The sequence below is a fragment of the Rhodococcus sp. NPDC003322 genome (genome assembly GCF_053589555.1).
The window spans coordinates 164,393-183,686 of record NZ_JBSFSC010000002.1 but is presented as its reverse complement, the minus strand read 5'-3'; the positions used below and the strand labels follow the sequence as shown (position 1 = coordinate 183,686).

At 67.8% G+C, this 19,294-nt stretch carries 18 protein-coding genes and 1 pseudogene; 9 read left to right on the top strand and 10 right to left on the bottom strand.

Annotation, left to right across the window (positions count from 1 at the left end; translation table 11 throughout):
• Positions 1-36 precede the first annotated feature (36 nt).
• Genes ACWDUM_RS07255 through ACWDUM_RS07210 form a run of 10 tightly spaced genes read right to left on the bottom strand, consistent with a single transcriptional unit; the run spans position 37 to position 8,926 of the window.
• Positions 37-834 carry an NAD(P)-dependent oxidoreductase gene (locus tag ACWDUM_RS07255; protein ID WP_450133443.1) on the bottom strand — a complete coding sequence of 266 codons (798 nt, stop codon included), beginning with the start codon at positions 832-834 and terminating at the stop codon, positions 37-39.
• The gene (locus ACWDUM_RS07250) at positions 831-1,649 is read right to left on the bottom strand and encodes an NAD(P)-dependent oxidoreductase (RefSeq protein WP_450134173.1); all 819 of its coding nucleotides are present in this window, start codon (positions 1,647-1,649) and stop codon (positions 831-833) included. The genes ACWDUM_RS07255 and ACWDUM_RS07250 overlap by 4 nt, the downstream gene beginning before the upstream one ends.
• Complete coding sequence (locus ACWDUM_RS07245; protein ID WP_450133442.1) at positions 1,649-2,209, bottom strand: DoxX family protein; 561 nt, start codon at positions 2,207-2,209, stop codon at positions 1,649-1,651. The genes ACWDUM_RS07250 and ACWDUM_RS07245 overlap by 1 nt, the downstream gene beginning before the upstream one ends.
• A gap of 4 nt (positions 2,210-2,213) precedes the next feature.
• On the bottom strand, positions 2,214-3,173 hold the full coding sequence (locus tag ACWDUM_RS07240; protein WP_450133441.1) for an alpha/beta hydrolase: 960 nt from the start codon (positions 3,171-3,173) through the stop codon (positions 2,214-2,216).
• Positions 3,170-4,852: a thiolase C-terminal domain-containing protein gene (locus ACWDUM_RS07235; RefSeq protein WP_450134172.1), complete on the bottom strand. Its 1,683-nt coding sequence runs from the start codon at positions 4,850-4,852 to the stop codon at positions 3,170-3,172. The genes ACWDUM_RS07240 and ACWDUM_RS07235 overlap by 4 nt, the downstream gene beginning before the upstream one ends.
• Before the next feature lie 19 nt (positions 4,853-4,871).
• Positions 4,872-6,239, bottom strand: a complete 1,368-nt coding sequence (locus ACWDUM_RS07230) for a cytochrome P450 (RefSeq protein ID WP_450111900.1) — start codon at positions 6,237-6,239, stop codon at positions 4,872-4,874.
• A 55-nt stretch (positions 6,240-6,294) separates the two neighbouring features.
• Complete coding sequence (locus tag ACWDUM_RS07225) at positions 6,295-6,486, bottom strand: ferredoxin (RefSeq protein ID WP_450111901.1); 192 nt, start codon at positions 6,484-6,486, stop codon at positions 6,295-6,297.
• 31 nt (positions 6,487-6,517) lie between these two features.
• Positions 6,518-7,378, bottom strand: coding sequence for a mycofactocin-coupled SDR family oxidoreductase (locus ACWDUM_RS07220; protein WP_450133440.1), 861 nt, complete (start codon positions 7,376-7,378; stop codon positions 6,518-6,520).
• A 37-nt stretch (positions 7,379-7,415) separates the two neighbouring features.
• Positions 7,416-8,120, bottom strand: a complete 705-nt coding sequence (locus tag ACWDUM_RS07215) for an SDR family NAD(P)-dependent oxidoreductase (RefSeq protein ID WP_450133439.1) — start codon at positions 8,118-8,120, stop codon at positions 7,416-7,418.
• Positions 8,117-8,926: a TauD/TfdA dioxygenase family protein gene (locus ACWDUM_RS07210; RefSeq protein ID WP_450133438.1), complete on the bottom strand. Its 810-nt coding sequence runs from the start codon at positions 8,924-8,926 to the stop codon at positions 8,117-8,119. Before ACWDUM_RS07210 ends, ACWDUM_RS07215 begins: the two co-directional genes overlap by 4 nt.
• A gap of 207 nt (positions 8,927-9,133) precedes the next feature.
• Between ACWDUM_RS07210 and ACWDUM_RS07205 the strand changes: the two genes are divergently transcribed.
• The 9 genes and pseudogenes from ACWDUM_RS07205 (at position 9,134) to ACWDUM_RS07165 (ending at position 19,282) form a co-directional block, all read left to right on the top strand.
• Entirely contained in the window at positions 9,134-10,630 is a 1,497-nt protein-coding gene (locus ACWDUM_RS07205) for an aldehyde dehydrogenase family protein (RefSeq protein ID WP_450111905.1), read from the top strand.
• Positions 10,627-11,856 (top strand): CaiB/BaiF CoA transferase family protein, encoded by a 1,230-nt coding sequence (locus tag ACWDUM_RS07200; protein ID WP_450111906.1) that lies wholly within the window; start codon positions 10,627-10,629, stop codon positions 11,854-11,856. The genes ACWDUM_RS07205 and ACWDUM_RS07200 overlap by 4 nt, the downstream gene beginning before the upstream one ends.
• Before the next feature lie 18 nt (positions 11,857-11,874).
• Positions 11,875-13,068 carry an OB-fold domain-containing protein gene (locus tag ACWDUM_RS07195; RefSeq protein ID WP_450133437.1) on the top strand — a complete coding sequence of 398 codons (1,194 nt, stop codon included), beginning with the start codon at positions 11,875-11,877 and terminating at the stop codon, positions 13,066-13,068.
• Complete coding sequence (locus tag ACWDUM_RS07190; protein WP_450133436.1) at positions 13,065-14,225, top strand: thiolase C-terminal domain-containing protein; 1,161 nt, start codon at positions 13,065-13,067, stop codon at positions 14,223-14,225. The genes ACWDUM_RS07195 and ACWDUM_RS07190 overlap by 4 nt, the downstream gene beginning before the upstream one ends.
• A gap of 14 nt (positions 14,226-14,239) precedes the next feature.
• A pseudogene (locus ACWDUM_RS07185) lies at positions 14,240-14,653 on the top strand (carboxymuconolactone decarboxylase family protein); the annotation flags it as partial.
• Complete coding sequence (locus ACWDUM_RS07180) at positions 14,627-15,631, top strand: NAD(P)-dependent oxidoreductase (protein ID WP_450134171.1); 1,005 nt, start codon at positions 14,627-14,629, stop codon at positions 15,629-15,631. The pseudogene ACWDUM_RS07185 and the gene ACWDUM_RS07180, both read left to right, overlap by 27 nt.
• A gap of 189 nt (positions 15,632-15,820) precedes the next feature.
• A complete protein-coding gene (locus ACWDUM_RS07175) occupies positions 15,821-16,774 on the top strand; it encodes an ABC transporter permease (protein WP_450133435.1) in 954 nt (317 codons plus the stop codon).
• Positions 16,771-17,673, top strand: coding sequence for an ABC transporter permease (locus ACWDUM_RS07170; RefSeq protein ID WP_450133434.1), 903 nt, complete (start codon positions 16,771-16,773; stop codon positions 17,671-17,673). The genes ACWDUM_RS07175 and ACWDUM_RS07170 overlap by 4 nt, the downstream gene beginning before the upstream one ends.
• A 40-nt stretch (positions 17,674-17,713) precedes the next feature.
• A complete protein-coding gene (locus tag ACWDUM_RS07165; protein WP_450134170.1) occupies positions 17,714-19,282 on the top strand; it encodes an ABC transporter substrate-binding protein in 1,569 nt (522 codons plus the stop codon).
• Positions 19,283-19,294: the final 12 nt, after the last annotated feature.

Here is a 19,294-nt window from a genome sequence, read left to right as displayed (position 1 = left end):
GCCGTCGGGTTCACCCACTCCCGAGGAGCGGAAGATTCAGCGAGTGGACTGGGCGTCGATCGCGTCGTCCAGCAGGCCCAGGGAGCCGCCGAGATCGGCAACGGTCTTGCGCACCACGTCGACGTCCTTTCGCAGAAAGTCCTCGACCGACTTGGTGAACACCGCGACCGAGCCACGACTGGAAACCCCGCTGAGCGCGCGGCTGGCGGCACTGCCGTGGGGGAGGGCGGCAAGGAGAGCGGATTCGTCGACGCCGAGCTGTTCCGCGAGGCGGACCGCTTCGGCCAGCAGACCGATGTTGGCCGCGAACAGCGCGTTGTTGACCAGCTTCACCCGCTGCCCCGACCCGGTGCCTCCGACATGGATCACCGGGTCCGCATAGGACGACAACGCCGGCCGCACCCGGTCGACAACGGAGGCCTCGCCGCCGGCGAACACGGTCAGCGTCCCCGCGGCGATGTCGTGCGGCCCGCCGCTGACCGGGGCGTCGACGACACAGATGCCGTGCAGGCGGGCCCGGGTCGCGACGGCCTCGGCCGTGCGCGGGCTGCCGGTGGTGTGCAGCACCAGCGCGGCCCCCGGAGTCATCTCGGGGAGCAACGGCCCGTCCAGGCAGATCTCCCGGACCTGATCATCGGTGAACACGCACACGATGACGATGTCGGCGTCTTCGGACACCGCGGTGACATCGGCGACCGGACGCGCACCCAATTCCGCGACAGTGGAACGCCGTTCGTCGGACCGTGCGAGTGCGCGCACGTCGTGCCCGGAGTCGAGCAGGCGGCGGACCATCGGCCCGCCCATCCGGCCCGTCCCGATGAACCCGATCCTCATCGGCGGTGATCCATCAGATCGAGGGTCGCGTCCGCGGCGGTGAGGACGATCCCGGGCTGCGCCGCTGCGGCATCGGCGAGATCGGCGACCAGGCCGACGTCCTTTCGCAGCAGGTCCCCGGCATGCTGGGCGATCCGGTCGAGGGTCCCGCCCGCGGACACCACGCGCCCGAGCGCGAAACTGTTGGCGGTTCCGTGCGCGATCACCTCGCCGAGTCGATCGGCGTTGATGCCGAGGGACTTCCCCAGCGTGAGGGTGCTGTGGGCGGTGGAGAGGTTCGCGGTGAAGAGCAGGTTGTTCAGGAGCTTGGTGACCTGTCCCGAGCCGACCCCGCCGAGGTGGACCACCGGGTCGCCGAAGGTCTCCAGAACGGGTCGGCACCGTGCCACCGACTCGTTGTCGCCGCCGACCATGACCAGCAGCTGCCCCGCCTCGGCGGCGGCGGGCCCGCCGCTGACCGGGGCGTCCACCACGGTGACCCCGCGCTCGGCGGCGATCTCGGTCAGTTCGCGGCAGGTGTCGGGATGGATGGTGCTGTGCACCACGATGATTCCGCCGGGCGCCAGCCCGGCGAGGACGCCCGTCTCTCCGGTGACCACCTGGCGCACGTCATCGTCGCCGACCACACAGAGGCACACGACGTCGCTGGCGGCACCGAGGACCGCGGGCGACTCGGCCGTCGCCGCCGCGGTGCCGGCGAACGGTGCGAGGCTCTGCGGACGGCGGGCCCACAGCGTCGTGGGGTGACCTGCGTCGACGATGCGTCGCGCGATGGGTGCGCCCTGCAGTCCCAGACCGATGAATCCAACTCGTATCACTGCGCCTCCACTTCCGCTTCTCCGGCTGCTGTCGATTCCGTCTCCGTCTTCGAGCACACGCTGTCCGTCGGTTCCGGACGCCAGAACGTGGCGAGCAGGCCCGCCGCCGCGCCCACTCCGACACCGAGCGCGATGGCGCCGCCCGTCCAGCCGGCGAGGTCGATCCCGGCGACGACGTCCACCGAGGCTTCGCCCGGCCCGAGCATTGCGAGCGCGAGCGCCACCACCGCGAGCACCAGGACGTATTCGTATCCCTCACGGAAGACGAAGAATCCGTTCGGCCGGTGCGCGAGGAAGCCGGCCACCACCATCACCGAAATGGTGGCCGCGCAGGCGAAGGGGGTGAGCAGGCCGAGGATCAGCAGCACGCCCGCTGCGATCTCGGTGACCACACTCGCCCATGCCTGCAGCGTTCCGTTGCGGAGGCCGAGCCCGCTGAACCAGCGGGCAGTTCCTTCGATGCGGCCTCCGCCGAGCCAATGGTTGATCCCGTGGGCGACCATGGTCGCACCCAGGACCAATCGGATGAGGAGTACGGCGGTGTCGGCGGCTTCCACTGGTTCACTTCCCTTCTCGTGGTCGTGTCGTGCCCCCGGACGCGGGTGCGCCCGAGGTGCCGTGACGTAGGCCGGCCACGCATTCCTCCACGAAGGACAGAACGTTCAGGTGGTAGGCCGGGGCGGTGTGCCCGAGGCTGAGATTGTGGCCACCGTCGAGCTGGGTACGGGTCTCGACGCGCGGTGCGGTGACGAACTGTGTTGCGATGGCGCGCAGGGCTTCCGGGTCGTTGCGCCACACCCGCTCGTGCTCGCCGGCGGTGAAGTGCACCGGTACGCGGACCTGCGCCGCGAGTTCGGGGAAGTTCGTGCGCGGCCACTGCCCGACGACCTCGGTCTCGTACGACGGGGTGGCCGATCCGATGGGTCCCCCACCGAGGAGTTCGCGCGGATACAGGTGCTCGGGCTTCCACAGCAACTCCCGCACGCCGCTCGGGGCCGCGTTGCGCTCGCTGGAGCGGAAGATGCTGTGCGCCCGTGGCTGGTGCTCCCGGCCGGTACCGGAGAGTTCGAGACCGACCAGATTGCGTCCGCGGTCATCGGCTGCGATCCGGGTGCCCAGCTCGCAGCCGACGGAGTGCGCCCACACGAACATCCCCGCCCCCCGATCGCTCCCGCCGAGAATCCGGTCCACCGCGCCGTAGGCGAGGTCGACCCGCCGCTGCGGGGGCGCGACCTCGTCGGCGTGTGGCGCGGAGGCGCCGTAACCCGGCCGGTCGAGCGCGACGACGGTGTAGCCGAGCGCCGCACCGGTACGCAGGAGCGAGTACCGCGGGTGGCCAGGGCAGTCGAAGTACCCGGAGTCGGTGGCGCCGCCGTGGAGGGCGAGGATGACCGCCCGCGGATTCGCCGCCTCGGCGACGAGGGCGGACATGGGTATGCCGTCGACGTCGACGACCCGGTACACGGGTGTGGCCTCGAGCCGTTGTGTCGGCATGTTCAGATCGGAATCGGTTGTGGTCAAGTGTCACTCCGGAGGAGAAGGACGCCGCCCGGGGTGAGACCGCCACTGCTTGCGACTGCGACCCGGGCGTCGGGGATCTGACGGGCACCCGCCTCGCCGCGCAGCTGGGTGATCGCCTCGTGGATCAGACCCATGCCGTGGGTGCGGCCGTGGGAGAGTTGACCGCCGTGGGTGTTGAGGGGGAGCACACCGTCGCGGGCGATGTTGTGACCGCCGTCGAGGAAGTCCTTCGCTTCGCCGATGCCGCAGAAACCGAGCGCCTCGATCCAGGACAGGCAGTTGAAGCTGAACCCGTCGTAGAGCTCGGCGACATCGACGTCGTCGGGACGCAGCGATGTCCGCGACCACAGGTGCGCGGACGGCCCGAGCACCTGCGGTTCGTGGGTGAGCGTGCTCTGGTCCCACTCGATGCGTTCGACGATCTGGGTGCCGACCGCCTCCACGAGCACCGGCGGCTTGGCGAGGTCACGCGCGACGTCCACGGCGGAGACGATCACCGCGATCGAGGCGTCACACGGGACGTCGCAGTCGTAGAGCCCGAACGGGGTGGTGATCGCCCGGGCGCCCAGGTAGTCGTCCATCGTCATCGGATCGCGGTAGATCGCGGTCGGGTTCAGCTGGGCGTTGGCCCGCTGGTTCAACGCGATCCAGCCGAGGGTTTCACGGGTGGTGCCGTATCGGTGGAAGTGCCGCTGGGCGTTCTGTGCGAGGGTGTGCGCGGCGGAGGTGGCGCCGAAGGGCATCAGCCAGCTCGGAGTGCGGCCCGCACCCGACGGAGCCGGGATCCGGCCGAGCTTCGTCAGCTCGCTGTGGGTCGATTCCCACAGGGTCCGGTAGCACAGCACGTGGCGGGCCAGCCCGCTGGCGACGGCCATCATCGCCGCGATCACCGAGCCGCTCGGCCCGAAGGTCTCGATCCCGCCGTTGTGCCAGGTCGGTCGCAGTCCGAGGGCCGCCTCGACCGTGGTGACGCCGCCCTCGCCGAAGCCGCCGACCTGACCGCCGCCCGGATAGCTCGCCAGACCGTCGATGTCGTCCATCGTCAGCCCGGCGTCCGCGACCGCCCGCTCGCACGCCTCCAGCGTGAGGTCCAGCGGTGTTCGCATCAGGCGGCGGCCGATCTGCGACATGCCGATCCCGGTGAGTGCGACCTTGTCCTCGAACTTCGTCCCGGTGGCCATCGGCCGGATGTGTTGCCGGATCTGGTCCGGGGCGATTTCGTCAGTGGGCAGCGGGGCAGGCGTGGGCTGGTCCGCTGTCGGGCGGAACAGGGGGAGCCACACGTCGTCGTCGTGGCGGAACACGACCTCCATGCGCATGCCCAGTGTGAGCTGCGCCGGATCGCACTCGATTGCGTTGGTGGTCAACCGAACACGTGGATCGTCCTCCAGTGCGACCTGCGCCACCACGTAGGGCGCGGGTAGGCCGGGGAGGGCGAAGCGGTGGTTGACCGTGAATCCGATGAGCGTCGCGAACCCGGAGGTGACGCGAACACCCATCTCGTGTCCCCGGCAGTACCGGCAGATCGGCTGTGGGGGGTGGATCAGGGCGTCGCAGGACCGGCACTCCTGGACCCGCAGCCTGCCGTCGGCGCCGGAGGTCCAGAAGAACCGACTCTCCTCGGTGACCAGCGGCAGGGGACGGCCGGACGCGGGGGCCCGACCGTCCTCTGCGCGCATGGTCTCCGTGAGTACCGAGTCAGTCACGAATCCGCGCCGATTCCTTGTGGATGGTGACCGGCTCCGCGAGTCGCTGCTCGTCGCAGATCTTCTGCAGCTCGGCGAGGGTCTCGTCGAGGCCTGCACCCAGGCGCGGCCCGGGGGTGAAGGTGGCCGGCAGCTTCCGCATGCCCTGGATGACGCCGATGGTGTCGTAGTGCACGGTGCCCTCGGGGTCACACTTGTAGTCCGGCATCCGGTCGAGCACCGCGATCAGCATGCGCTTGAACACCATCCGGGCCATGTTCGACCCGATGCAACGGTGGACGCCGAGCCCGAAGCTGAAGTGCCGGTTACCCCGCCGTTCCAGGTCGACGTCGTTCGGTTCGGCGAACAGCGAGGGATCCCGGTTGGCCATCGCCCAGGACAGCCACAGTCGCTCGCCTTCCTTGAACTCCGTGCCCTCGAACTCGGTGTCGGCGCTGAACGTGCGCCCGTCGCCAGGCGCGGGAGTGAAGTAGCGCAGGAACTCTTCGGTCGCGGAGTCCACCAGGGTGTCTCGTTCCCGGCTGAGGATCTCGCGCTGCTCGGGATTCTGGGACAGCCACTCGAGCGAGTGCGCGGTCAGCGCAGTGGTCGTGTCGAAGCCGCCGCCGATGATCAGGCTCAGAATGCCGAGCAACTCCATATCGTCGGGCTTCTCGCCCAGAACCTCGACGTCGGCGACGGCGTTGATCAGCCCGGGGCGCGGATTCTGCCGGATCTCGAAGAGATTGGTCAGCAGATCGATGCCCATCGTGCGGTGCAGTTCGCCGATGCGCGCAATGTCCGGTGAGTCGGGCGGAGTGTAGACCGCGGCGTGGACGGGCTCGTTGTAGATGGTCCACTTCTCGATCGGGATGCCCATCATCGCCAGTGTGAGAACGGCGGGAACGATGTTCGCCAGATCGTCGACGAAGTCGATCTTCCCGCTCTCGATCTTCTCGTCGATGGATGCCCGCACCACTTCGTCCACGAAGGGAATCCAGCGCTGCACGGCCGCCGGGGACAGGTACGGGTTGAGCAGCGCCCGGAACTCGCGATGCTCGGGGTCGTCCATCTCCAGGATGCCGCCGCGCACTCCCGAGGCGCGCTCCATGGTGGGGATCGCGATTCCCTTGTAGTTGCGGCGTTTTCCGTGGATGTCGTGGTCGTTCGAGACGTCAGCCGAGCGAGATAGGGCGAAGACCTCGTTGCTGCCCGCCGCGACCCAGTGGCCGCCGTGGGTGTCCGACCACGCCATCGGGCACTTGGACTGCATCTCCTCGGTGATCGGGAGGAACTGGTCGCGGTACTCCGGTGCGTGCCGGTCGAATTGGAATCTGTTCGTCTTGCGATTGTCGTGCGCTACGACGTCGTCAACGCTCATGCGCGTTGTCCTCCCTGGGGATTCGAGGTGGATGGCGATCTCGGATCGGCGTCGGTCAGGAGAGCGTGATGGCCTGCTCCGGACATGATCGGGCTGCCTCTCGGACAGCCTCCTCCTGGTCGGCCGGGACGTTCTCGTCCACGGGGGTCGAGTGGCCGTCGATGTCACTCAGTTCGAACGAGTCCGGAGCCGCCATCGCGCACAACGTGTGGCCCTGGCAGCGATGGGAATCGACCTGCACCTTCACTGTTTTCCTCCTTGTTGCAGGTGAATTCGGGTCAGATGTGGTAGTCGTACCACTTGAGGTAGCCGCCGGCGTCGACTCGCATCTGCATGCCGGTCACGTATCGGGCCTCGTCGGACGCGAGGAAGAGCACGGTGTTGCTGATGTCCTCGGGCTCGACATAGGGGACCGGCATCGCCTGCATCACGGCGAAGCCCGGCTCGGCGTCCGCCCGCGTCGGATGCTCGAGATCGGGACGGAAGGACCGGTACATGGGCTCGCTCTGCAGCATGTCGGTGTTGCAGTTGGTCGGGTGCACGACGTTCGCTCGGATATGGCGGGGGGCGAGATGTGTCGCGAGCTCGTGGATGTAGTGCGACAGTGCGCGCTTGGAGAACATGTATGCCACGCCGCCGAGGTCCTTGCCGGGGACATCGACCTTGCTGGCGTCCATCATCGCGGCCATCGAGCCGGTCGCGATGATGGACGCGCCCTCGCCGAGATGGGGCAGGGCCGCCTGAACGGCGTTCATGGTTCCGACGAGGTTGGTGTTCACCACGTCGCACCATGCCTGCACCTGCGGCTCGCCCTTCATACCCGCGACTCCGGCCTGGGCGACGACGATGTCGAGCTTGCCCAGCTCCGCGACGCCCTGCTCGACCGCCGCTCGCATCTGCTCGGCCTCGCGCACGTCGCCCTGCACGGCGACGACTCGGCGCCCGTGCTTCTCGATCAGCCGGGTCGTCTCCTCGAGATCCTCCGGAGTCGCCATCGGGTACCCGATGGTCGAGATGTCGGCACAGAGGTCGACCGCGATGATGTCGGCGCCCTCCTCGGCCAGCCGGACGGCGTGGCTGCGGCCCTGGCCCCGCGCGGCACCGGTGACGAATGCGACCTTGCCTTCTACACGACCCACTGTGGTTTCCTTTCGATGATTGGATTCGCCGGTGCGGCTACGTGTTTCGTCCGCCGTTGACGCCGAGGATCTGGCCGTTGATGTAGCCGGCCTCCTCGGAGACGAGGAAGGCGCAGGCGGCGGCGATGTCCTCGGGCCGGCCGACGCGGCGCACGGGCGTCCGCTGGATGTGTTCGTCGACGGTGCCGCCGAGGCGGCCCGCCGCCTCGGCCTTGCGCAGCATCGGGGTGTCGATGAAGCCGGGCGGAACCGCGTTGACGGTGATGCCTTTCGGGCCGAGCTCGAGCGCGAGCGACTTGGTCAGCCCGTTGACTGCGGATTTCGCCGCCACGTAGTGCGACATGAACGGCTGACCGGAGTGGGCGCTGGAGGAGGAGATGTTGACGATCCGGCCCCAGCCGGCGTCGAGCATGTCCGGGATGGCGGCCTGGATGCAGTGAAAGACGCCGTTGAGGTTCACGTTGATCACCCGGTTCCAGTCCTCGAACGGGATCTTCTTGAATTGCCCGTATCCCTCGAGGCCCGCCGCATTGACGAGGATCGACACCGGACCGAGTTGCGCGCGGACCTTGGTCAGCGCCTCCTCGACCTGGTCGCGGTCCGTCACATCGGCCTTGTGCGAGAAGTCGTCGTCGGTGGGATTGAGATCGAGTACCGCGACGTGACATCCGTCCGCGCGCAGGCGATCGGCGATCGCCTGACCGATGCCGGATGCGCCACCGGTCACCACTGCAGTCTTCATGACCAGGCCTCGTCGCCCGCGATCGTCGTGCGGTGCATGGTCCGCTCCGAGGACGGGTCGTAGGGCAGGGCCCGGTGCAGCATTCCGGTGTTGTCCCAGATCACCACGTCGCCCTCCTGCCACTCGTGGGTGTAGGAGAACTGCTCCTGGGTGCACCACTCCTGCAGCTCGTCCAGGAGCGCGCGGCTCTCCGCGGGATCCATCCCGACGATGTGATCGGCGGTGGCGCCGATGACGAAGGACTTGCGGCCGTCGCGGCGGGTCCACACCAGGTCCGACTCGTGGGTGGGCAGCTGGCGGTACGCGGCGAGCTGCTCGTCGGTGGGATCGGGGTGCACCAGGCGCTGGGCGGCCTCGAAGCTGTGCAGCACCCGCAGACCCTCGTACCGCTTGCGGTCCTGCTCGGGCATCGTGTCGTAGGCCGCGTAGGTGCTGGCGAACTGGGTGCCGCCGCCGACCATCGCCGCGTGCCGGCAGGTCAGCATGGTCGCCTTGGCGGGGATGTCATGCGTGGTGTCGTCGATGTGCCAGTGGAACGTGCCCTTGAGGTACTCGGCGGATTGGCTCTTCGCCGGGTCGAGGGAGACGACGAAGATCTCCTTGCCGGGCGCCGGCGTGCGGACCTCGCCGAGCCGGCGGCTGAACGCCAGCTGGGCGTCGTCGTCCAGATTCAGCCCGCGGATGAGCAGGACTCCGCGCCACTTCAGCGCCTCCATGCACTGAGCAATGACCCCTTCGCCTGCGAGGTCTTCCACACCGGTGACTTCCACACCCAACGAGGGGCGAAGCGCCTTCGTCTCGATCACAAGAATCTCCCTTCCAATTGCGAGAACCATACTCTCGCTTTTGTTACGCCCGCAAGACCCGAATGCCCGCTGGATGGCCGGTTGTGGCGCCCGTTCTCCTTCGGATTCGGGGTAGGCAGAAGTCGAATAGGTTGTTAGTGTTCTCGCAGAACGTACTTCAAATTCTCCATCAGGAGAATGGGATTTTCACGACATTGAGGAGACGGGATGTCATCTCAGGACACAGTGGCGGCGACCGGCGGAACGCAGGCGGGTGAGGGAATCCGCAAGGCCCTGCTCATCGGTGGCGAACTCGTCGAGACGGAACGGACGATCACCTCGATCAACCCCGCGACCGGCGAGGTCGTCGGCTACGCGCCCGACGCCGGTGTCGCCGAGGCCGAGGCCGCGATCGCTGCCGCGCGGCGCGCCTTCGACACCACCGACTGGTCCACGAACGTCGAGCTGCGCACCCGCTGCCTCGACCAGCTCCACCAGGCGCTGCTCGACAACATCGAGGAGATGCGGGAGCTGACGATCGCGGAGGTCGGCGCCACCCGGCAGCTCACCTACGGCAACCAGCTCGCCGCGCCCATCGAGATCGTCCGCTACTACGCGGATCTGCTGAAGACCTACCCGCTGACCGAGGACATGGGCGAGATCGAGGTCCGCGGGCAGCGCCACCGCCGGTGGATCGAGAAGGAGTCCGCCGGCGTGGTCGCCGCGATCACCGCGTACAACTACCCGAACCAGCTGGCGCTCGCGAAGCTCGCACCTGCGCTCGCCGCAGGCTGCACGGTGGTGCTCAAGGGATCTCCGGACACGCCGCTGATCACTCAGCTCCTCGGCGAGATCATCGCAAAGCACACGGACATTCCCGCCGGTGTGGTGAATGTGCTGTCGTCATCGGAGATCGCAGTCGGGGAGCTCATGACCACGCACCCGGATGTGGACGTGGTGACCTTCACCGGATCGACCGTTGTCGGCAAGAAGATCATGGCGGCGGCGGCCGACACCCTCAAGCGCGTGTTCCTCGAGCTCGGCGGGAAGTCCGCACTCATCGTCCTCGACGACGCCGACCTCAAGATGGCCGCGCAGTTCGCCGCGTTCAGCATCTGTTCCCACGCCGGGCAGGGCTGCGCCCTCACCACCCGGATGCTGGTGCCCCGCGAGAAGCACGACGAGATCGCCCAGATGGTGGCCGCGTTCCTTCAGCGGGTTCCGTTCGGTGATCCGAGCGACCCCAAGATGTACATGGGCCCACTGATCACCGAACGTCAGCGGGACAAGGTCGACGGCATGGTCCAGCGGGCCGTTGCGGCCGGCGCGCAGCTCGTCACCGGTGGTGAACGGGTGAACCCCGGGTTCTTCTACACGCCCACCCTGCTGGCCGGCGTCGACCCGGACAGCGAGATCGCGCAGGACGAGGTGTTCGGACCCGTCCTTGCGTTGATCCCGCACGACGGCGACGACGATGCGGTGCGGATCGCCAACAACTCGGCGTTCGGCCTGTCCGGCGGCGTCATCAGCAACGACGACGAGCGCGCGATCTCCGTCGGCCGGCGGATCCGCACCGGCACGTTCAGCATCAACGGCGGCAACTACTTCACCCCCGACGTCCCGTTCGGTGGTTACAAGGAGTCGGGCATCGGCCGCGAGATGGGCACCGCCGGACTGGAGGAGTTCCTCGAGCAGAAGACGTTCGCGGCGGCGGTGCAGGAATGACGCCACACGCCGAAGGCGTCACGAGGCCACTCGAGGGCATCCGGGTACTCGAGGTCGCGATGTACGGGTTCGTCCCGTCGGCGGGTGCGGTTCTCGCCGAGTGGGGTGCGGACGTGATCAAGGTCGAGCACGCCGTCACCGGTGACCCGCAGCGCGGGCTCCGGCAGGTGGGCCCGCTGCGTGTCGAGGGTGATCCCAACCCCAACGTCGAGCACGCGAACCGCGGCAAGCGCAGCATCGGTCTGGACATCTCGACCCCGGAGGGCAAGGAGGTCCTGAACGACCTTGCCCGCGAGTCCGATGTCTTCCTCACCAGCTACCTGCCGCAGGTGCGGACCAAGCTCGGCATCGACGTCGAGGACATCCGCGCGGTCAATCCGTCGATCATCTACGCGCGCGGCAGCGCTCTGGGGCCGCGTGGTGCCGAGGCGACTCGCGGCGGCTACGACATGACCGCCTTCTGGGCCCGCGCCGGAATCGCCGCCACCCTCACCCCACCCGGGATCGAGGGGATGATCGGCCCGCCCGGGCCTGCGTTCGGCGACACGATCTCCGGGACGAACCTCGCCGGTGGCATCGCGGCCGCGCTGCTCAAGCGGGAGCGCACCGGTGAACCGTCCGTCGTGGACGTGTCCCTGCTCGGGAGCGGACTGTGGGCCATGGGGCACGGGGTCGCGCTGTCGGTTCATCTGCAGGAGCCGATGGTGGCCCCTGCGCCAGGCGCCCACGGTGCGCTCACCAACCCGCTCTCCGGGGTGTACGCCACCGGCGACGGCCGGTACCTTTCCTTCGTCATGCTGCAGGCGGCGCGCTTCTGGCCCGACGTGTGCCGGCACATCGACCGGCCCGAACTCGCCGACGATCCGCGCTTCGCCGACGCCGCAGCGATCGCAGCCAACACCGCCGAGGCGGTGGCAATCCTGCGCGAGGTCCTCGCCACCCGCACCCTCGCGGAGTGGACCGAGCGGTTCGCGACCCTCGCCGGGCCGTGGGCACCGATCCAGGATTCCCTGCAGGTGGCCGACGACGCCCAGATCCGGGCGAACGAGTACCTGGTCAAGGCCGGGGAAATGGAGCTCGTCACCAGCCCGGTCCAGTTCGACGAAACCGCGCCCGAACTTCGTCCCGGGCCCGAATTCGCCGCGCAGACAGAGGAAATCCTCTTGGAAGCCGGATTGGACTGGGACCGCATCATCGCACTCAAGACCGCGGGCGCGGTCACCTAGATCGACCAGGAGGCAGACATGCCCTACATCGCCTCGATAGGCACGTACCTGCCGTGCTGGGGGACGCCCGAAGGCCGGGTACCCGGTGACGACGAGGACGCGATCACGCTGGCGGTCGAGGCTGGCCGCGCCGCACTGCGCGGCGGCGACCCGGTCTCGTTCGTGGTCCTCGTCAGCCGGGACCTGCCGCTGCTCGAGAGCAGCAACTCGGCAGTGCTGCTGGCCGGTCTCGGACTCGACCCCGAACTCGAGGTCACCGAGCGGCTCGGCGGGGCGCCCGCGACCCTCGACGCGATCGGCTCGGCGCGACCGCGGACACTGGTCATCGGGGTGGACACCGCCCCGGCCGGTGCTGCCGCGGCCGTGACCGCGGAGCGCGGAATGCAGGTGCGGACCGCGGGGCGGGTGTCGCGCAGTCTGCCGGTCCGGACGCGGGGTGAGACCGGTGTGGTGCGCGACTACGGCGACCCGCGTCTGCTGCAGGAGCGTGGATTCCTGGCCTCGCTCAAGGCATCCTGGATGGATACCCCGGTCGCGGTGGCCGGCGTCCGGCACGAGCAGGCCGCAGCCCTCTGTACGGGTAATCCCCCTCCGCTGCCGACGTCAGGCGCGAGCGCGGGACTCTTCGCGCTCGCCGCGATGGCGGAGACCCGGACGACCGGCCCGATGGTGGGCGTCGAGCAGGCCAGCCTGTCGGGCATCACGGTCGCCGAGGGCGACGTGCACATCCACCGCTGCGAACCGGAGGTACGCGAGTACACCGAGTGCACCCACGTCCCCGGTGCGGACATCCCCATCTCGCTCGCGGCGTACGAGCGGGCATTCGAGGCGAAGGTGCGGTGGGAGGCCGGGAAACACCGGGACAGTGAGACGTTGGACTTTCCACCGCGGTACCGGGTGGGAGACGACGGCACGCTCGGCACGGACTACGAGTTGGTTCCGCTGCCGCGCACCGGGACGGTGTACACCGGCGTGACGGTGCACTTCCCGGTGCCGGGGCTGAAAACGCCGTACTCCCTGGCGATCGTCGAACTGGACGGGGTCGGGGTTCGCGCACTGGTGAAGGTGACCGGCGCGGATCCCGGCAGCGTCGACATCGGCGATCGCGGCCGGATGGTGCTGCGACGGGTGGCGGTGCGGTCCGGGGTTCCGGACTACGGCTACTCGTTCGAGCCCGGCACGTTCGATCCAGACCAGGAGGAAGTGGCATGAGGAAGGTCGCGATCGTCGGCGCGGGCATGACCCCGTTCGCCGAGCACTTCGCCCTGGGCATCAAGGACCTGCTGCCGATGGCGTTCTCCGACTGCGCCGCCACTGTCGACAAGGGGCTGGCCAAGTCGGATGTGCAGGCGGCATGGTTCGGCGCGATGGGGACACCGGACGGATTCCCGTCGGGCATTCTCGCCGACACGCTCGGGCTACTGGACATTCCCGTCACTCGCGTCGAGAATTCCTGTGCCACTGGTCATGACGCGGTCCGCAACGCACTGTTCGGTATCGCGTCGGGGGCCTGTGACGTCGCGTTGGTCATCGGGGCCGACAAGGTTCGGGAGACGGCGTCGAAGGACATGCTCTGGGAGTGGGAGGCGATGACCCGGGACATGGCCTGGGACTACCCCCTCGGTCTCGTCGCCCCCGCCGGGTTCGCGCTCCACGTTCGCCGCTACCTGCACGAGTCGCCGGCGACGAGGGAACACCTGGCCATGGTCGCGGTGAAGAACCATCGCAACGGGATGAACAACCCGAAGGCACGGCTGCGTCTGGACCTCACTCTCGACGTGGCACTGAACGCGCCGACCGTGGTCACCCCGTTCAGCGTCTACGACTGTGCACCCCAGAGTGACGGGGCGGCGGCGCTGATCCTCGCCGCAGAGGACGTCGTGGACCGGTACACCGACCGCCCGGTGTGGGTACGCGGGGTCGGGCTCGGTATGGATTCCGTGATGCACCAGCACAAGCGGGACATGACCACGTTCCCCGCGACGGTGCGCGCGGCGAAGCGGGCGTTCGGAATGGCCGGTCTGGCGCCGTCCGACGTGCAGGTGGCGGAGGTGCACGACTTCTTCACCGGCATCGAGTTGATGAGCTACGAGGATCTTGGATTTGCGGAACGCTTCGAGGCGTTCAAGCTCGTCGAATCCGGCGCCACCGATGCCGGGGGGTCGCTGCCGGTGAATCCGAGCGGTGGACTCATCTCCAAGGGGCACCCGCCGGGGGCGACGGGCGTCGCGCAGTGCGTCGAACTGTTCGAGCAGTTGCGTGGCAGTGCGGTCAATCAGGTCGAAGGGGCGCGAATCGGATTGGCACACAACCTCGGCGGTCCCACCGCCGTGGCCGGAGTGACAATTCTGGAGGGGCCGGGTGTATGAGCAAAGGACACAACATGACGGAACCGACTTCGATCGACGCTGCCCACCGCGCCCTCTTCGACGCGGGCCTCGCCGTCCGGCGCGAGGTTCTCGGTGACAGCTACGTCGATGCTGCCCTGACCCAGAATGCGGGGACCGACGGCGAGCCGCTCCAGCAGTTCGTCAGCGAGGTCGCATGGGGGTCGGTGTGGACCCGGCCGGGTCTCGACCGGCGCAGTCGCAGCCTGACCACTCTCGGAATGCTCGTCGCGCTGAACCAACATCGTGAACTGGCCACGCACGTGCGGGCTGCACTCGGCAACGGACTGACCCGCGACGAGATAGTGGAGGTGATCGTTCACGCCACCGCGTACGCGGGGGTGCCGGCCGGGGTTGCGGCGATGAGGGTCGCGCAGGAGGCGTTGACTGCCGCACTCGGACCTCGGGAACCCACCGGTTCGGGGGAGGGATCCGAGCCGGGGCAGGAGGCGCGGGCGACGGCGCCGCTGCCCGGCAAGCGGGTCGGGTTCGTCGGGCTCGGAGCCATGGGCACTCCGATTGCCACCAACCTTCTCGCGGCAGGCCAGCCGCTGCTGGTGCGCGACGCCGATCCGGCGAGCCAGGGGCGCTTCATCTCTGAGCATCCGGATGCCGACGGCGCCACCGACCTGGCGTCGTTCGCGGACTGTGACGTGGTGGTCCTGGTGCTGCCCAACAGTGACATCGTCGACGACGTGGTGCTGGCAGAGGGCGGGTTGCTCGCGCACCTGAGGCCGGGCGCGGTGATCGTCGACATGGGGTCGAGCGTGCCTGCACGCACCCGGGACCTGGCGAAGGCCGCGGCGGCTCGCGGGGTGGATGTGCTGGACGCGCCGGTCAGCGGTGGTGTGGCACGGGCCCGGGCAGGAGATCTCGCGATCATGGTCGGGGGAGACACGGATGTCCTGGACGCTGTTCGCCCATTGCTCGGTTCCGCCGGTCGTGAGATACTGCACATCGGTTCGGTCGGCGCAGGGCATGCCGCCAAGGCACTGAACAACTTGCTTGCCGCAAACGGATTCGTCGCAGCGGCCGAGATGATGCTGGTCGGAAAGAAGTTCGGGATCGACCCCGCCACGTTGCTGGCCGTGTTCAATGCCGGCAGCGGACGAAACCAGGCGACCGAGACGAAGTACGAGAAGTTCGTGTTGTCAAGGTCTTTCGACTCCGGCTTCGCTGCGAGTCTGATGCGCAAGGACATTGGGATCGCGCTCGATCTGGCCCGGGGTGAGGCCGTCTCCTCCGCGCTTGCCGAAACCCTTGGGCGGGTGTGGAACGACGCGGTCGACGACCTCGACCCGGGTGCCGACCAGACCGAGGTGGTGCTCCACCTCGAGCGGCTCACCGGCGTCTCGCTCGCCGACACCCTCGCACAGCCCACCAGCTAGGGAATCCGCCGGTACGGCAAATTCTCTGGGCAGAACTGCATCTGACGTTTCTTCGTTTCCGGCAACAAGGGCATTGTGGCCGGTCGCCCCGACAGCCGTGACGGGTGTCGAGGCGACCGACCGTGCCCGAATCTCCCGGGACTGCCCGTGCCGGTGTCCTTTCGTGCTCTGAAGACAAGGCGGCGTTGAATGGTTCTCACTGTTTCGAAACGAATGGGCCGCAGCCTGCTCGTGGTACTGCTGGTGACCGCAGCGGTGGTTGCGTTGCTGAGTCTGGCCCCGGGATCTGTGTCTCAGGTGATCCTCGGCGAGAACGCCACACCGGACGCGGTGGCCGCAATGGACGCGAAGCTCGGTTTCGACGATCCGGTCTGGATGCAGTACGTCCACTGGCTCGGCAACGCCGTGCAGGGAGACCTGGGTACCTCGCCCCTGACCGGGCAATCGGTCAGCGAAGCCATTGCCGAACGTCTGCCTGTGACAATGCAATTGGCGGTGATGGGGTTGGTGATAGCGCTGTTGGCGGCGCTGGTCATGGGGGTGATCTCCGCGTCCCGTCCGGGCAGTGGACTCGACCGCGGGATCAACGCGCTCTCCGCGGTCTTCCTGTCGGTGCCCGCCTTCATCGCAGGTCCGGTGCTGATCTACTTCTTCGCGATCAAGCTCCAGTTGTTTCCGGTGATGGGATGGTCGCGGATCAGTGAGGGTTTGGGCGAGAACCTGCGCAGCGCCCTGCTGCCGGCCGTCGCGATCGCGCTGACGGAGATCGCGGCGTTCCACAGGCTGCTTCGCACCGACCTCATCGGCACTCTCCGCGAGGACTACATCGCCGCTGCCCGTGCGAAGGGCATGCCCTCCTGGTATGTCATGTTCCGGCATGCGCTGCGGCCGTCGTCGTTCTCTCTGATCACCGTGGCCGGGATCAATCTCGGACGCCTCATCGGCGGCACTGTGATCGTCGAAACGCTTTTCGGGCTACCGGGTTTGGGTCAGCTCATTGCATCCTCGATCACGTCCCGGGACGTGATCATGGTCCAGGGAGTCGTGGTCTTCATCGCCGTCGTGTACGTGGTCGTCAACACCGTGGTCGACCTCAGCTACGGACTGATCGACCCCCGAGTCAGGAAGGTGGCCGCAGCATGAGTGAAGTGGCGGTGGACAACCCGGCCCTCAACGAGGGCGACGGTCACGAGCAGGAGCGGGCCCCGCTGGTTCCACCGGTCCGCAAGCGTCGTCCGGTCCTGGTGTACCTCTCGGTCACCTGGCTGGTGGTCCTGATCCTGGCGGCCGTGTTCGCCGACGTGCTCCCGCTCGCCTCCTATGCGACGCCCGTCGGGGCGCCGCGTCTGAGCCCGCAGTTCGGTTCGCTGGACCTGCTTCTCGGCACGGACACCCTCGGACGATCGATGCTCTCCCGCATCATCTACGGTGCCCGGGTCTCGCTGGTGGTCGGCACGGTGGCGGGGCTACTCGGCTTCGTGATCGGGTCTCTCTTCGGTTTGCTCGCAGGGTATTTCGGCAGGCGCCTCGACGGGGTGGTGACGCTGATCGCGGACGCCATGCTGGCCTTCCCCCCGCTGATCCTGCTGCTGGCCCTGTCGTCCATTCTCACTCCCAGCGTGCAGACGCTGCTGCTCGGCCTCACGCTCCTGGTGATCCCGTCGTTCATCCGGCTGGCGAGGGTCAACACGATGGCCTGGAGTTCGCGGGAATTCGTCAGGGCTGCACGGAACATGGGTGCCGGCAACGGCCGGATCCTGTTCCGGGAGATCCTGCCGAACGTCATCGCACCACTGGCGGCGTACCTGCCGATCATCATGGCCGCGCTGATCGTGGCCGAAGGATCCCTCAGCTTCCTTGGACTGGGAATCCCACCGCCGCAGCCGAGTTGGGGCGGAATGATCAGCGACGGCAAGGACGCGATCGCGACGTCGCCGCACCTGGTGTTCGTCCCGGCGCTCGTCATCTTCTTCACCGTTTTCGCCCTCAATCATGTCGGCGACCACCTGCGCACCAAGTTCGATCGCACCCTGCACGACTGAAATCCGTTCGTATTTCACCATGCACCACGAGAGGTCGATGATGATCAGACACAGACGGCTCTTCGCAGCGCTCGCCGCGGCCTGTTCGGCAGCGCTCGTACTGAGCGCGTGCGGAGGCTCCGGGAGCGGTGGCGATTCCGCAACGCCCGCAGGAGACCCCGTTGCGGGAGGCGAGATTCGGGCGATGCAGACCGGCGAGCCGCGCTCGCTGGACCCGGCCTCCCTGTCGAACACCTGGGCGCACCAACCGACGCTCGGCAATGCCCTGTACGGAACGCTGATGGTCAACAACGTGGAGACGTTGGAGATCGAGTACAAGATGGCCACCGGGTTCACCACCACCGACGGCGGGCGATCGTTCACCCTGACCCTGCGGCCTGGCCTGACCTTCACCGACGGCACCCCACTCGATGCCGCCGCGGTCAAGTTCAACTGGGACCGCCTGCGGGATCCCGCTCTCGGTTCGACCACGGTTCGGCAGGCATCGCAGATCACCTCGTCCGACGTCGTGGATCCGACCACCCTCAAGGTCACCATGGTCGCGGCCAGCCCGCACTTCGCGCAGTCGCTGATCGCAGGCGCCCTGAACTGGATCGCCTCGCCGGCCGCCCTGCAGAAGGGACAGCCCGCGTTCGACGAGAACCCGGTCGGCGCAGGTCCCTTCACGCTGGTGAAGTGGACCCGTCAGGATGCAATCGAGCTCGCCCGCAACCCCGGCTACTGGGACGCGCCGAAGCCGTATGTGGACCGCCTGACCATCCGCACGGTCCCGGACACCAACCAGCGAATCAACGCCGTCTCGACCTCGAGTGTCGACCTGCTGTCGGAGACCAACTGGTCGAGCCTGAACCGGATGGAGGCCGCGGGCTACTCCCACGAGGTGGCCCCGACCGGCGGCGGCCTGTTCGCCGCCATGAACCTGCGCCGCGCCCCCTTCGACGACGAACGTGCTCGCCGTGCGGTGGTACAGGCCATTGACCTGGACGCGCTCAACACCGTCGTCTACAACGGCGAGAACGACGTACCCAGGACCCTGTTCCCGGAACAGTCGCCGTACTACAGCGACATCGCGCTCCCGACCACGAACAAGGAAGAGGCACAGAAGCTGTTCGACGAGCTGGCCGCCGCGGGCAAGCCGGTCAAGTTCACGTTCCTCTCCTACCCCACCACCGAGAGCAAGACCCTCGGAGAGGCGCTGCAGGCACAGCTCAGTGCCTTCGACAACGTGGAGATGAAGGTCGAGGTCGCCGACTTCGGCACCATCACCGCCCGCAACGGTGCCCGCGACTTCGACATGGTCGTGTCCTCCGCGATCGTTCAGGATCCCGACTTCGGGCTGTGGACGGCGTTCCATCAGGACTCGAACGGCAACTTCGCGGGCGTCAAGGACGAAGAGCTCAGCAAGGCACTCGACGCCGGGCGGCTCGCCGAGTCCGACAGCGAGCGCAAGGCCGCCTACGAGACGGTGCAGAAGCGACTCGTCGAACTTAACCCCGGTATCTGGTACACGCGGGCGGTCCCGGCTGTCGCGTACGGCAAGAACGTGCACGGCGTGCAGATCTACACCCTCGGGTCACCGCTTCCGGAAGACATCTGGGTGAGCAAGTAGTTCGCGACGACT